The 15,172-nt window shown below is 40.1% G+C and carries 12 protein-coding genes and 1 pseudogene; 9 read left to right on the forward strand and 4 right to left on the reverse strand.

Annotated features, from left to right (window positions below):
• Positions 1-4 precede the first annotated feature (4 nt).
• Together ATS75_RS06540 and ATS75_RS06545 are read left to right on the forward strand one after the other, a co-directional pair.
• Positions 5-1,090 (forward strand): DUF4785 domain-containing protein, encoded by a 1,086-nt coding sequence (locus ATS75_RS06540; RefSeq protein WP_058559650.1) that lies wholly within the window; start codon positions 5-7, stop codon positions 1,088-1,090.
• Between the two features lie 373 nt (positions 1,091-1,463).
• Positions 1,464-3,797, forward strand: coding sequence for a PAS domain-containing protein (locus tag ATS75_RS06545; RefSeq protein WP_058559651.1), 2,334 nt, complete (start codon positions 1,464-1,466; stop codon positions 3,795-3,797).
• Here the strand turns inward: ATS75_RS06545 and ATS75_RS06550 are convergent.
• The gene (locus ATS75_RS06550; protein WP_058559652.1) at positions 3,764-4,042 is read right to left on the reverse strand and encodes a formylglycine-generating enzyme family protein; all 279 of its coding nucleotides are present in this window, start codon (positions 4,040-4,042) and stop codon (positions 3,764-3,766) included. The genes ATS75_RS06545 and ATS75_RS06550 overlap by 34 nt on opposite strands.
• Positions 4,043-4,402: 360 nt before the next feature.
• A complete protein-coding gene (locus ATS75_RS06555; RefSeq protein ID WP_152996195.1) occupies positions 4,403-5,248 on the reverse strand; it encodes a LytTR family DNA-binding domain-containing protein in 846 nt (281 codons plus the stop codon).
• A gap of 141 nt (positions 5,249-5,389) precedes the next feature.
• Here ATS75_RS06555 and ATS75_RS06560 point away from each other — a divergent pair, with 141 nt between their 5' ends.
• Together ATS75_RS06560 and ATS75_RS06565 are read left to right on the forward strand one after the other, a co-directional pair.
• Positions 5,390-5,809 carry a DUF2141 domain-containing protein gene (locus ATS75_RS06560; protein WP_058559654.1) on the forward strand — a complete coding sequence of 140 codons (420 nt, stop codon included), beginning with the start codon at positions 5,390-5,392 and terminating at the stop codon, positions 5,807-5,809.
• Between the two features lie 10 nt (positions 5,810-5,819).
• On the forward strand, positions 5,820-7,340 hold the full coding sequence (locus ATS75_RS06565) for a carotenoid oxygenase family protein (RefSeq protein ID WP_058559655.1): 1,521 nt from the start codon (positions 5,820-5,822) through the stop codon (positions 7,338-7,340).
• Between the two features lie 102 nt (positions 7,341-7,442).
• On the opposite strand, the gene ATS75_RS06570 is transcribed toward ATS75_RS06565, so the two are convergent.
• Entirely contained in the window at positions 7,443-7,814 is a 372-nt protein-coding gene (locus ATS75_RS06570) for a hypothetical protein (RefSeq protein ID WP_058559656.1), read from the reverse strand.
• Between the two features lie 410 nt (positions 7,815-8,224).
• Between ATS75_RS06570 and ATS75_RS06575 the strand changes: the two are divergent.
• From ATS75_RS06575 to ATS75_RS06590, 4 genes and pseudogenes are all read left to right on the forward strand, one after another.
• A pseudogene (locus tag ATS75_RS06575) lies at positions 8,225-9,066 on the forward strand (alpha/beta hydrolase family protein).
• A complete protein-coding gene (kynU, locus tag ATS75_RS06580; RefSeq protein ID WP_058559657.1) occupies positions 9,063-10,298 on the forward strand; it encodes a kynureninase in 1,236 nt (411 codons plus the stop codon). The pseudogene ATS75_RS06575 and the gene kynU overlap by 4 nt, the downstream one beginning before the upstream one ends.
• 297 nt (positions 10,299-10,595) lie before the next feature.
• Positions 10,596-11,486 carry a DUF2306 domain-containing protein gene (locus ATS75_RS06585; protein ID WP_058559658.1) on the forward strand — a complete coding sequence of 297 codons (891 nt, stop codon included), beginning with the start codon at positions 10,596-10,598 and terminating at the stop codon, positions 11,484-11,486.
• A 108-nt stretch (positions 11,487-11,594) separates the two neighbouring features.
• On the forward strand, positions 11,595-12,740 hold the full coding sequence (locus ATS75_RS06590) for a helix-turn-helix domain-containing protein (protein WP_058559659.1): 1,146 nt from the start codon (positions 11,595-11,597) through the stop codon (positions 12,738-12,740).
• 99 nt (positions 12,741-12,839) lie between these two features.
• On the opposite strand, the gene ATS75_RS06595 is transcribed toward ATS75_RS06590, so the two are convergent.
• The gene (locus tag ATS75_RS06595; protein ID WP_058559660.1) at positions 12,840-14,096 is read right to left on the reverse strand and encodes a GGDEF domain-containing protein; all 1,257 of its coding nucleotides are present in this window, start codon (positions 14,094-14,096) and stop codon (positions 12,840-12,842) included.
• Positions 14,097-14,411: 315 nt separating this feature from the next.
• On the opposite strand from ATS75_RS06595, the gene ATS75_RS06600 reads away from it, so the two are divergent.
• A complete protein-coding gene (locus tag ATS75_RS06600) occupies positions 14,412-15,104 on the forward strand; it encodes a tetratricopeptide repeat protein (protein ID WP_058559661.1) in 693 nt (230 codons plus the stop codon).
• The last annotated feature ends 68 nt before the right edge of the window (positions 15,105-15,172 follow it).

Raw genomic sequence — 15,172 nt, forward strand, 5'->3', positions numbered from 1 at the left:
GATAATGATTAAAAAAATAACTACGTTATGTGCTGCAATAATGCTTGTGAACGCTGCGGCAAATGCGAATGAGCAAACAGTTTATCAATTTCCTCAGGTTCAGCCGGCGTCAGCTGCGCCGTTGCAGATCCTTGAAAAAGACAGTGTGGAGTATTGGCAGCGAGTGACCGGAAAAGAACTAAAACGTGGTGTGCCCGTGTTTGTTAATCAAGCGGAGCATTTTATTCGTATTGCCCCTAAAGCACGCTTTGATAGCGGCGAAGTGATGAAACCCCATCAATTGCAAGTTGATATGTTTTCAGTTCGTGATGAGAGTGCGCGGCAAATGCCAATGCAGGCTATTGCTGCGCGTGAGCAAATGCAAAACGCAGGGTTTAGAGATGGTAGTGTTGGGCTCAAATTAGGGCAAGTTAACGGCAAAGCGATGCTACAAACACGCCAAGCGCTCGGTGATCAAGATACATATTTGGTGCACGTTATTGAAAAAGGGTCGCGAAGTGCGTTGCGTGCTAAAACCCAGTTTAAATTAAAAGAACAACAACAGCGCTTGAGCATAAACCTCAGTATGGGGAAAAAACAAATCAAAGATAGTGATGTAGAGTTAGCTTTATTTAGCCCTAGTGGTGAGCAACTCGAGGTACGTTATGAAAAAGGTGAGGCAGTATTCACTTACCCGCTTGAAACAATAGGTGCCGCAAAAGGATATTATGAATTGGAGGCAAATATCAAAACCAATGCAAGTGGTAAAACAATAAAACGTTCTATAAAAATGCCGTTTGTACACAGTGCTGATACTATCACGATGGGTAAAGCTAGCGTGATGTCTTTAGGGCGTAATCACTTCCAAGCACAGGTTCCTGTTGATGTTACTGACGCTGGGCGCTTTGCTATTCGCGCGACACTGACTGGAACAGACAGTAAGGGGGAGAGGGTAAAACTGGCAACGGTAGAGGTTGCTAAGCAGATCGAGGGGCATGGTCAATTTATGATGCCATTTTCCTCTGTTCGAACAGCTAACCCGCCCTTTGAACTCACTGATATTGAGTTAACAGACCAAACTCGCATGTTAAAGTTTGCGCCTGAGCTATAAACAAGTGTGACGTAGGTACTTATAAAAGCCGGTACATAACGAAGTGACCGGCTTTTATGTGTGCGGTACACCCGTAACAAAAACGTGTAAACGCGGGCGATAAAGTGCCGTGTTATGCAACATCTTCGGTAAAAAGCAAGCTGTGCTTGTTGTGTAGTCACTAAAATTACGGCCGTTCAACTCTTTGTTTCTCTGTGTCGGGCCGCTTGTATGTTAGATGAATGTGTCCTATCTTTTTACAGAGCCTTATACTAAACACTAAGGCTACCTAAGTCTTTTTAGTTCGCACTGTTAAGACGCCTCAATAATTAGTTTGGCTTAAAATGTTGTGCTTATTTACTTTGCAAATTAAGCGCAGTATGGAGTTGCCTCGATGTCACCAAAATTAACAAGAAAAGATATTCCTCCTCTTTTAGCCATCGCTATTGCAGACAGCAGTTCAGTGCTTATTCGGTTATCGAATACACAAAAAGAGTGCATTTATTTAAATGACACATGGCTGAGTTATACCGGCAACACACTTGAAGAAGAATATGGTTTTGGCTGGGTTAAAGGGGTACATAAAGATGACCTTCAACGTTGCTTACACATTTATGAAACGGCTTTTGACGCGTGTCAACCATTTTCAATGACCTATCGGTTAAAAAAAGCCGATGGTACATTTGGTGTAATTAAAGATGATGGAAAGCCATACTTTGACGAACATGGCGTATTTCAAGGATATGTCGGTTCTTGTTATGACATCACCAGTCATGTAGAAACGGTGGAAGCCCTTAAAAGTCACAAGCTTGCGCTTGAGGATGCCAATCTGAGATTGACCGAAGCTATTAAAGCAAGCCAAGTCGCTATTTGGGACTGGGATATCGTTAACGATGTGCTGGTTTGGGATGATTTGATGTTTAGTATCTACGGTATCCACAAAGAGGCTACGTTGAGCACCGTTGATTTATGGAAAAGGGCATTACACCCAGATGATAAGGCATACGCCATTTTATCTTTACAAAACGCGGTAAAGGGCATTTATAATTATGATATGGAGTTTCGTATTATCCGCCCTGACACAACAGTGCGCGTTATTAAGGCGGATGCGACCGTTATATTTGATGCACAACGCAATCCTATTCGAGTTGTTGGCACAAATATAGACATAACAAGTCGTAAGGCCGATGAGCATAAAATAGTGCAGTTAGAAAAGCGTAATCAGGCATTATTAGATTATTCGCCAGTCTGTCATAAAATTATTGATTTAGATTTTAAGCTGAGGTTTATGAACCTAAATGGGTTTAACATGCTGAGCTTGCCAGTCAATGATGATTGGTTTGGGCAGCCCTATCCATTTGCGTTTTTCCCCGACAGTGCCATAGAGCAAATGGAGCAAAAATTAGCACAGGTGAAGTCGAGTAAGCAGCGTGTTGCTTTTGATGCCTTTACTCACGATAGCAAAGGCAATGAGGTATGGCTGCACCATAATATTATTCCTATTTTTAAAAATGATACAAACGAGCTAGATTATTTAACCGTCGTTTCGGCTGACATATCTGAGCAAAAAGACATGCAATTGCAGTTGCTGCATCGTGAAAAAATGGATGCAATTGGTCAGCTTGCTGGTGGAGTCGCGCATGATTTTAATAATCAGCTAGCAAGTATTTTGGGATATGCACAACTGCTTGAAGCTGAAATGCACAGTGATAAAGCGAGATCGTATATTTCAAAAATCATTTCAGCAGCAGAGCGATCCAGTGATTTAACAAAGCAAATGCTGGCATTTTCAAGAAAGCAAAAGCTGATATTAGAACCCGTTGATATCCACAGTGAGTTAACAAATACAATAGACTTACTTGCTCATTCGACGGATAAAATAATTACCTATCAAACGACGTTAAACGCTAATAAATACATTGTCACTGGTGATAAATCGCATATTCAAAGTGCTTTTTTGAATTTAGCTATTAATGCGGCTCATGCGATGCCTGATGGCGGTGAGTTATCTATTTCGAGCCAAAATGTCGATAAAATTGAAGAGTCATCACTTTCTTTGGTTGAGCAAGCTGAATCTGAAGAGTATATAAAAATTACGTTCAAGGATGAAGGCATAGGTATATCGGAGCAAGACATATCAAAGATTTTTGAACCCTTTTTTACTACTAAAGAACTTGGAAAGGGTACCGGGATGGGGCTTGCGTCAGTTTATGGTACGGTGCAAAAACATGCTGGTGTTATTGGGGTAGAAAGTCAGCTCGGTATCGGCACGTCGTTTTATGTGTATTTGCCTATTAGTTATGAATTTGCACAGGAGGGGGTGACTGAATGCAATAATGCCCCAAAGCAGGCTGCGAAGAGTGACCAATGCATTCTTATTGCAGATGATGAAGACGATTTAAGAAACATGCTTGAAAATGCTTTATCGGCATCGGGTTATAAAGTGCTTAGTGCCCAGAATGGGCTAGAATGTGTTGAAACTTATATGGCTCATAGCCAAAATATTGATCTTATTATTTTAGATATGTCGATGCCTGTTATGAGTGGGGATGAGGCGTTTAAAAAAATTAGAAACATTAATCCCAAGTGCAAAGTTATAATAGCGTCGGGTTACGACAGTAACTCAGCGTCTATAAAACTAGAGTCGGTTGGTATTTCAGACGTACTAGAAAAGCCTTTTAAATTAGAAGCGCTCTATTCGACGGTAAGAAAAGTATTAGCTTCATAGCCAGATGCTTGGATAAAGTGACGAAACTCTCTGACGGTGACTTCATACTTTCCTAAGCTAAACTCAGGTAGCGTTACCTTATGAACAGGTTGGGCATCTTCTTTATCTATATCGCCCATCTGAAACGTGCCCGCCGGGATAGTGACCATGATGGGTTCAATCACATCACTGGTATTTTCGTTTGCATAAAGCACAGGGCTATTAACTGATAAAAAGAGAGGGATTATTAATGTGTTTAGTTTCATTTAGTTTTCCTTTTTAATGAGTGTGAAATAATGAAAAACTAAGCACTAAAAGTCTTATAAAAAATCTAAATCTCTCTAAAAATAGAAAAACCTAACTATTATTTTCAAAAAAACAGCTAAATTTCTTTTTTAGTTGTAAATTTATGTTTTAAGAGGTGGTTGTATTTACCCTTTCTTTTTTAAACCTAAACGCTAAAAATAAATGGCGATCCATCAGGGCTAAATCCTATGTATGAATGGTTTTATCTGAACACATCAATATGCTTGTTAGTAAACTTACAAGGGGCTTAGCCAACTTTAAAATGGGGAAGGTATAAATCTTATCGCACTATTTTTTAAATTTTGAATTAAAGGTGTTAATTAAATATCTAAAGCGGCTTTGGCGTGTGCTAAATAGGTTTGTGATACGGGCACTTCTAAATTATTTTCCATAATCAGTATTAGTTTGCGGCCTTCTTTTTTGCTTGCAGCAACGGCTTGACGTGATACCCACCATGATCGGTGTGTTTGAAATCCATCATAATTCTCTAATTTTGATAAAGCATCTTTAAACCGCATTAGTAGCAGGTGCTGGCCTTTATCAGTCACCACATTTAAGTAATGATCGTCCATTTGTAGGCAAATCAGTCGGCCTCTTTTTTCTAGTGGTAATTCATTGATGAGTTCGTTTACCTGTTGATTTTGAATCGTGACGACTCTTTCAGATTCACTCGTCAATGCCTGTTCGCTTTGCTGTGACTGTTTATGTTGTTGTATCAAAATGCTCTTGATAGAGCTGACACCTGCAATGATTCCCCCAATAAATACACTCGCTAAAAAAGACATGGGCAGTGACTGCCAATAATTCTCAAATGAGTTAAAAAAGAAATTAATAATAAAGGGGGCTAAAAACGCCATGACCATACTAGCCACCAGTGTTGAAATAATAAGCCTAACCGCTGCATTGTTAAAAGGTTGGGGTAAGGTGTGCAATAACCATGCGGATAAAATTTGTATTGTGGGAGAGTAAACTGCATAGCCACTAAAACAGATGACCGTCCAAAAGGCCCCGCTGTATAAAAAACTAATTTCATGCATACCAAATGGTTTCAGAAACGTTAAAAAAAGCACAAAAATAGCGACAACTAAGCAGTCAGATAGAAAGTCTTTAACTTTCAATCCACTTCTTAAGTACTGATTATTATGGTTTATTTCACGATTCGTCAATTGAACCCCCGGGTTTTCTTATTATTTTACGAAGTTTACGGTATAGCTCACGAAAGCCATATTGAAGACGTTCAAAGCTCGCTCTATTGTAACTCCAACGAGCCAACTCGGCATAGTCAATCTAACGTATTAGGAAATACCATGAACTTATTACAGCTTTCAACTATTACACTGGCATTGGTAATTGTACCTGCAACGGCACAAACGGTGCAATTTGATATTCAATCGATTAAGCATAATGATGGAAAGCTATATATACAATTGTTTAAAGGTGAACACGATTACAACAGCGGCAAGCCCTATAATGCCACAATAGTAAAAGCAAAAGAGGGCACGATCAGCGTCACGTTTAATGATATTGAAGCCGGTGATTATGCCATTCGCTATTTTCACGATGAAAATGACAATGGCAGCATGGATACGAACTTATTTGGCCTCCCAGTCGAAGGGTATGGCTTTTCAAATAACGCCATCGTGAGATTTGGCCCACCAAGCTATGAAGAAATGGCGTTCACAGTTGCTCAACAGCCAGTTAAAACATATTCAACGATTAACTACTGAGGGAAGCAAAATGGAACGCAGAGAAGCACTCAAAAATATATTTAGCTTATCTATAGCAGCAGCGGTTGCCCCGTTACCATCTTTTGCTAATTTATCGTTAGTAGAAGGGGGCGTGCTAAAACAAAACGCACAGCTATTCCAAAAGGCTTTATTGACCAATCCGAATTTACAGGGCTTTGTTGGTTTAAAGCACAATATATCTGAACAAGTATTAAAGGTAGAAGGTGCAATACCAGCGGATTTTAAAGGCTCATTTTACAGAAACGGACCTGCAATACACCAAAGGCAAGGCCAACGATACACGCACTTGTTTGAAGGTGATGGCATGGTGCAACAGTTTTCATTTACAGAGCAAGGGGTGACTCATCGGGCTAAATTTATTAATACAGCCAAGTTTGAGAAAGAGCAGCAAGCGGGGAAGTTTTTATTTTCAGGCCCAGACAGTAAGCTAAAAAATAGCCGTTCTGTTACGGGTCCTGACAGCATTAATACAGCTAATACCAATGTATTACCTGTTAACGGTGAGTTATGGGCGCTTTGGGAAGCAGGCTCTGCAACTGCAATTGACCCTAAAACACTCAACACAAAAGGGGTGATTGATTTGGGTAAAAATACCCACTACGGCAGCAGCTTAAAAGGGTTGGCATTTTCAGCTCACCCTAAGGTCGATCCAGATGGCACTATTTGGAATTTTGGTAGCACGGTTACCGGTGACATTGTGCTTTACCATTTGAACAAGCTGGGGGCCACACAAAAAGTGAATATTTTAAAAACGAATTATCGTGGTGGTATGTTGCATGACTTTTTAGTCACCCATAAGCACTTGCTTATTATTTTACCTTCGATTATCAAGGACAAAACGAAAGATACATTTTTTGGTGCGATAAGTTTTGATGAACAAGTACCCCTGCGTGTACTTGTTGTTGATAAAGCGACTCTGACTTTAAAAAGAGAGTATAACCTTGACCCCGGGTTTGCTTTTCACTTTGGAAATGCGTGGGAAGATCAACAAGGTAATATTCGCTTTGATGCCAGTCTTTATCCAAATTTAGATAACTTGCACTATATGAGCGAGGTTATGAAAGGGAAAGTCAGTCACCCAGAGCAAGCTAAAACAACGTTTTTTACGTTATATAAAAATGGCCGTACGACGAAAGAAACAATCCCAGGTGTGAGTGAGTTTCCCCGTATTTATAACCACTTAACGGGACTGAAAAATAATACTTTAGTTACATTATCCTCGGTTGAAAGCGACGTTTGGAGTGATGCTGTACGGGTTATTAATACTCACACAGGCAAGCAGGATAGGTTTACATATGGTAAGGAGTATTTGGTGGAAGAGCATGTCGTGGTCGATTCATCACAAAAGGAAGGGAGCGGATATCTAGTAGGTACAGCGTTGCATGTGCCTTCAAAACGAACGTGCGTAAATATATTTAAAGCGAATAGAGTGAGTGACGGCCCTGTTTGCAGAGCGTGGCTGCCTGATGCTATACCACTGGGTTTTCATGGCAACTTTATGCCAACTTAAGGTGATCATGAAAATAGCGAGACTTCGCTTACATTGTTGTGTGAAATAAATATATGCAAATTTCAGTGCATACTGAATACTCATTTTAAGCCTTTGAGTTGTTTATTGTTCAGTTGCTAATAAATGCTCAATATAAGCGAGTTCTTCACTAAAAATACCGCACAGGAATGCACCTTGTTCAATACTCAAGGCATCGCTTGGCTTTGCTGTGTAAGCTTGTTGGCATTTTATAAGCTCCTTTGTTAACCATTGGCATTCGTCGGTTGCTCTTGCGATGGCTGTTTTTAAAAATGACGGCCATGCGATTTCTGGCAAGCTGAAGTGGTACAGCATGACTGCTATATCGCTATACGCTAGCTGTCGACTGGTTGGTGGACTATTAATATTTACGGTATCACTGATCTGGTGCTTATTGCAGATAAGCGCCTGTTGCAGAGAAACTTGCTCTAATGTGCTTAGCATGGTTGTTGTCATAACGTTTTAGTGACCTTTATAGACTAATTACAATGAAACATACATTTAAACAGAGAGTGTTAAGCAATGCGTTAAACACTCATGTTCCTCGAAGGTATAGCCGCAGTGATAGCAAAAGTAGGCTGACTGGTCACTGAATTAATAAAATACAATTGTAATCGCGTAGGCGGTTTAAAGCGTAAAGCTAATGCTTTACTTGCAACTTGGATTGATAACTTAGGCCACGTGCTTAACGCTTCTCGCTTTACTCCTTTGATGCACCGTGATTAACTGGGAAATGCTGTTGGCTTTATCTTTACTCCTCAGTCACCCCTTTGTGAATAAGGTGCGTATGAATCGTTAGCTCAACGCTATCAACAAAGTGCAGGCTACCGTTTAGGTTTATTTAAGTGTACAAAAGGATATTTATTGTGAAAAACACTGTTTTTTTACTGCTAAGTGCATTGCTTGCAATTGGCTGTACAATGACAAATACAGTTGAATTTCCCGTGGTGGAGAACAATGTTGCATACGCTAAAGTGGCATCGCTTGGATTTGTCGATAGCAATGAAAAAGTGACTTACGGCATAAATGACGCGCAATATGCCTTATTGTGGCGTGCTAACAAAGCTCAAAAAAAGAGTAGACCTTTAGTGGTATTGTTGCATGGTGGATGCTGGCTAAGTGCTTACGATATAAAGCACACTTATGCATTAAGTACAGGGCTAGCGCAAGCAGGGTTTAATGTATGGTCTTTAGAGTATCGCCGAACTGGCCAAAGCGGAGGTGGGTGGCCTGTTACTTTTGATGATATAAAAAAAGGCATTTTAGCCTCAAGCACGTTTAACGATGGCGAGTTTAACTTAAGTAATACTGTTGTTGTCGGGCATTCAGCGGGTGGCCATTTAGCACTGCTTGCAGGTGGGCAAATGAGCGAGCTTAAAGGGGTCATTGGTCTTGCACCCATTACGGATATCAAAGCTTATGCGCACGGTAAAAACAGTTGCCAAAAAGTGACAAAAGAATTTATGCAAGGCATGCCAAACGATAAGCCAGCTGAATATACGCACGCAAACCCAAGTGAACAACCGCTGCATAGCAATAGCTTTATTCTACAGGGCGGCAAAGATGTGATTGTGCCAGCGCATAACTTAGAGCAACTAAATCGTCCTGTGGTTATATTAGAAGGTGCAGGGCACTTTGATTGGATACACCCACAGGGTCTAATGCGTTTAAAACACTGGTCAACACATTAAACGGAATCGATAAATGAATTTTGATGACATTATCACGCTAGATAAAGCCGATCCGCTCGCTCATAAACGCGCTGAATTTGCGTTACCAGCGAATACTGTTTACTTAGATGGAAACTCCCTTGGCGCCTTACCTAAGGTGGTTAAGTCACGCGTGGCAGAGGTTGTTAGCCAGCAATGGGGTGAACATTTAATTAGAAGCTGGAATGACCACCAGTGGATTGACTTACCTACTCAAGTAGGGGAAAAAATAGCCCCTATTATTGGTGCCGCGCCTGGCCAAGTAATGTGCTGTGATTCGATTTCGATTAATTTATTTAAATTACTAAGCAGTGCCTTGTCGTTAAATTCAGGGCGAAATGTAGTGCTGTCCACCGAGGCTAACTTTCCAACTGATTTGTATATGGTGCAAGGGTTAAGTGATTTATTAGGCGAGGATTTGTGTCAGCTTAAACTTGTCACCGAGCAACAGATTGCGCAAAGCTTAACAGATGATGTTGCTGTGTTGCTTTTAACGCAAGTAAACTTTAGGACAGGTCAGTTACTGGACATGCACACATTGACTCAGCAGGCGCATGATAAAGGCATTTTAGTTATTTGGGATTTAGCCCACAGCGCGGGCGCACTCCCTGTAGAACTGGATAATTGTAACGCTGATTTTGCTGTAGGGTGCGGATACAAATATTTAAATGGCGGGCCGGGCTCTCCGGCATTTTTATATGTGGCTAAGCGTCATCAAGCTGCGGTTAAACAGCCTTTGAGTGGTTGGATGGGGCACGCAAAACCGTTTGCATTTGATGCGCAGTACCAAGGCGCTGATAGTGTAAATCAATATTTATGTGGTACTCCCAGTGTTATTGCGATGAGTGCTTTAGATGCTGCACTTGACGTGTGGCAAGGCGTCAGTATTTTGCACGTACGAGAGAAGTCTATCGCCTTGGCTGATTTATTTATTAAATTGGTACGGTCACAGTCATGCCTAGTTGATTTGTACCTGTGTTCAACTGAAGACTCTACACAAAGAGGCAGTCAGTTGGCTTTTGCCCACAATGATGCCTTTGCAATTTGCCAAGCACTCATTGAAAAAGGCGTTATTGCAGATTTTAGGGCGCCGAATATTTTACGCTTTGGCTTCACCCCTCTTTATAATTCGTTCGAAGATATAGGAAATGCGGTCACGATACTAACTGATGTTGTGCAAACGCGATTGTACACCGAGCCACGTTTTAACAAAGCGGGTAAAGTAACCTAATATGTACGTGTTTTAACGTGTTGTTGGGGGAGTTTCTCCCTCAATATACTCATAGGCCTTAGACCGCGATATATTCATGTTTTAATCATCATTATCGATGATAACCCCACTTTATTTTGCACTACCAACGCTAAAACTATTTTAGCGAGTTACTCAGGTTGCTTCATTTCAACTAATCAAAAAGCGCACATTTTGTAAAATAATCGAAAAAATACGTCCAAATAGGCCCATTTGGACGATTTAGACCTGCTCTTGCACGCATAATTTGCTATATCGCAGTCCTAAAAGAGATTTTTTATGAATACCATGCAAAGCGAAGGTGCTAACGCGCAGTACAATAAGAATACGTTAAATGCCCAATTTAAAAAGGCTCCCTCAAATGACTTGGCAAATAAATCGTTAAAATATACAACCGTATTTTGGTTCGTCACTACGCTTGTAGGGCAGTGGTTTTTCTTTTATTACATTATGTCGTTTTACGGATTTTCAGTGATTAACGATAACATGCAAATTTGGAATCGGTGGGAGCCTATGGGCAGTACACCTTTTCATGCGGGGGATTTTTCAGGTAATTTAGCGTTTGCTGCTCATGCAATTGGTGCGGGTATTGTCGCTTTTGGTGGGGCACTTCAGTTGATACCTAAGGTGCGTAATATGTATCCACGATTTCATAAAATAAATGGCTATGTATTTTTAACGACGGTGCTTTGCTTGGCGCTTTCTGGTTTTTATTTGGTGTGGATCCGCGACTCAAAACCGCTCACTCTTTCTGGAGTAGGCACCACGATTAACGGCTTTTTGATACTGGCCTTTGCTTATTTTACGGTTCGGTGTGCTATTAACAAAAAGATAGCGAATCATCGAGAGTGGGCATTACGGTTGTTCTTAGTATCCAATGCGCAGTGGATTTTAAGAGTCGGGGTATTTAGTTATATGGTTTCAGGCAGTATTCTTGGCTTGAATCCTGCTTTTGGTGATATGTTTTTTCCACTTTGGACATTTGGTTGTTTTGTAATGCCTTTAGCTATGTTGCAGTTATATTTTTATGCCAAAAGAAAAACAAGCTCTCAACTAAAGTTCGTAGCAAGTGGTTTGTTGTGTGTACTTACTCTCTTTATGATTGTTGGCATGGTTGGTTTTACACCTTTCTTATTGCTGGTGATGTCGGGCGATCCAATAAGCTTCTAAGCAGAGTTAGGCTGTTGATATGCGTAAATGCGACACTCTGTATTCGTAGATTCATAGAATAATTAACTTTATACTCTGAGTGTCTTTGTGTGTTTTTCTGGTATTAACATGGTAAACCTTTTTCCAACAATTATTTACTCCTGCATGATGGGTATGACACTGTTTGCTTTGTTAGATGTATTTAATCGACCCAAAGCAAGGCAAAATCTGTTTTTAACAGGTTTATTATTTTTATTGCTCATTCATTTGGCGGGTGAGTTATTTATTTTTTCAGGTGCATATGTGTATGCCCCTTCGCTTGCAGGGGCTCAGTTTCCGTTTCGGGTTTTACTCGGACCTGCGCTATATTTTTATGCCCATGCAACTATGTCGTCAGATAAAGCGATAAATAAACGTCATATTATACTGGCACTGTCAGGTCCTATTTTAGTGGTGCTGGCAATGCTGCCATTTATATTTATGTTGAGTCCTGCTGAAAAGCTCTCACTGGCAACGCCAGCCACCAGAGATCCAGAACTTTGGCAAATTGCCATTGCAACTTGTCTCGTGGCGACCTTTATTTTTATCGCCTTTACAGCTTTGTTTTTGGTAATGGCATTTAAGCTGCACCATGCTCACCTTGCCCAACTTAAAGAGCGTTACTCTGAGATTGAGCAACGTTCATTAGCCTGGTTTAGCACGGTGTTAGTTATTTGGGGGGCGACATGGTTAATGTATGCCATAGAGTTCTCTTTGGGAGCGCTGGGCTGGGCATGGTTTGGTAGCGGGGTTGTGTTGCCTATTTTAGAAACTATTGCCTTAACGCTGTTTATACATAAAGCACTTAGTCAAAAAGTGTTGTCAGCTTCTGAAAAGGGTGTCCCTCGTGTAAAGCAGGCGCGGACTGCATTACTAAGTGATGAAAAAATGCAGGTGATTGCTGCAAAGCTTGAGCATGTCATGGCCGAAGACAAGCTATTTTTGCAAGATGGTTTGTCATTAAACAAATTATCAGAAGCGACTTGTGAAACTGAAAATCATATTTCAGAGACGCTTTCTCAATATCTCAAAACGAACTTTTTTCAATTTGTGAACCGCTTTCGGGTTGAAGAAGCGAAACTGGCATTGAGAGACAAGAATAAATTGATAATCACTATCGCGTTGGAGGTAGGGTTTAACTCTAAATCGACGTTCAATACCGCATTTAAAAAAATAGTTGGGCAAAGCCCTTCGGCATACCGTACTCATTTACTTGAAGAAGAGCTCGTTGAATGATTGAGGCTCATTAACTCGTTGCTCGTTTTTTACTTATATTTACCAATAAGGTTTTAACTCTTTTTTAAGTGCAGGGTAAATCATAAAGTAACATACAGCTTACGCTACGACCGTTTTATTCCTTCCAGAATTTTTGGCGCTGTAGAGCGCTTGATCAGCGCGACCGATAAAACTTGTTAGATCTTCATCCCTCATTTGTGCCACACCTAGGCTAGATGTTAGCTTGATATTGTCAGGCCAGGAGGCCTCTTCAATAGTTGCTCTGATTTTTTCAGCAACGAGCACAGCGTGATTCAGTGGAGTATTTGGACACAGTAATAAAAACTCTTCACCCCCCCAGCGTGCCAGTACATCATCGGCACGACTGGTTGAATTTATTACGTGACAAAACTGCACTAAAATATCATCACCTACATTATGGCCATAGTTGTCGTTGATACGTTTGAAGTGATCAATATCAAGAAATATAATACTAAAATTAACTAGATCGTTACTTTCTAATTGTGAAAAATATTTTCTAAGGCCAGTTCGATTTAATGCTGAAGTGAGTGGATCACTGGTGGCTTTATTTTCCCACTCCAGTTTTTGTTTGGTGGCTACTTCAAAGTGAGTATTCACAGTACTAAAACGATTAATAAAATAACCAGCTGCTAAGCTCCATAACGCAATTAAGGTGAGTAGTAGCGTTTCTGTTTTAAAGTACTTTCCTTTTATTTCAATTCGCTCAAGGGTAAATTGATAATGCCCTTCTTGCACTAATCCCCCGGTTGTTATAGCAATAGTATAAATATTTGAAAAATCGGTGCCGCCATATTCTAGGCTTAAATCATGGGTGCTATTCCACCATGTTGGCACATAAAAATTATTAAAGTTGATCCATGTGGGGTATGGCACATGTTTTTCTGAAAACTCTAGCGTATTGTATTTAAGACTATTAATAACACCATCAACCGAGTAGGCATCATTAAAGTTATGCAATTCAACCCGAGTGCCGGGTTGATCCGGGTGATTATGCTTTATCCATAAGCCTATTTTTTCGTAACTCGATAAATCAACACCTTGCTGTGAGGCGTTGTTACTCAAATTCCTAATATCAATGACTAACTCACAATATGGCCATGCAAAAGCTTCTTTGATTACGTGACACGAAAAGGCTAAACCTTGTTCTGTTTGAGTAAATTTAGCAATTGAAGAGCCGTTAAAAGGCCTATCATCACGGGCGATTATGGTTTGTTCTTCATTAAGATCGATGAATAAGGTTTTCTCCAATCCTATAAACTGTAGAGTAAGTATAAGTACAGTAAAAATGACCAACAACAGCCCGGCTAATACTTCCTTATGTTTAGCAATGCTCATTTGTAGTTAGCTTCTTAATGACTGATAGCCATAATTTAATTAAGTGACGAGGGTATTATTTAAAGTAATACATTATTCTTAATTAAACAACAAAGTATAGTTAACTCATTTGCTTGAGAGTTACTTTTTACCTAATAGGTTTACGTTATAGGTGGCTAACGACTGCATTGACCTCATGGGGAGTGTCATTCATCGTTTTTAATAAAGTCTTTATTGCAGCTGGTGACTTTTGTCATTGAGTATTGGTGACAAATGACCCTCAATTATTTGTTTGATTTCATCAATAATTACCTTTCACTTAAACGGAGAAACGACATGAAAACAATGATGAGAGTATGCGGTATTGCATTAACAATTTTAGCAAGTACAAACACCTTTGCAGGACAGTATGAAATTGATCAAATAGAGCGTGCAGCAGGCCAGTTAGATATGATTGAGTTGAAAATTATTGCTGAACAAGTTCAAGGGTACGATCAAGCATTGGCTTATTATCGCCTAGCATTAAGCTCGAATTTGTCGGGTGAATCTGACCCAGCAATAAAGTGGAATGATAAAGCAATTTCATTGCTTGAAGCCCTTGAAGAGGCTCAACCAAATGATGCAGAGATAAAAGCATTACTAGCTCAAGTTTACGGCTATAAAATAGCGCTTCAGCCAATGAAAGGTATGTTTTATGGATCAAAATCAAATGCAATGCTGGCTGATGCCGAAGCGTTATCGCCTAATAATCCGCGTGCGCATTTAGTAAAGGGTATCGCTAAACTTAATTCGCCGGCTATCTTCGGTGGTAGTCTTTCCGAGGCAGCAGAAGCATTTAATAAGGCTATTTTGGCTTATGAGTCTGACGTAAATTCCAATTATCATTGGGGCTTTGCTGAAGCATACACATGGCGTGGGCTTGTAAAAATGCAGTCAGGGGAATTAGCACAAGCAAAAGAAGATTGGCAGCTAGCGCTTAACATTAATCCTGATTACGGTTGGGCGAAAACACTACTCAGTCAGCACTAATATTCTTTATTTTATAAGGTCACTTAGCGTTTTAAGTGACCTTAGTCGTTATGATTTATTAAAAGTGT

The sequence above is a fragment of the Pseudoalteromonas sp. H105 genome (assembly GCF_001469215.1).
In the GTDB taxonomy this organism is placed as follows: Bacteria; Pseudomonadota; Gammaproteobacteria; order Enterobacterales; family Alteromonadaceae; genus Pseudoalteromonas.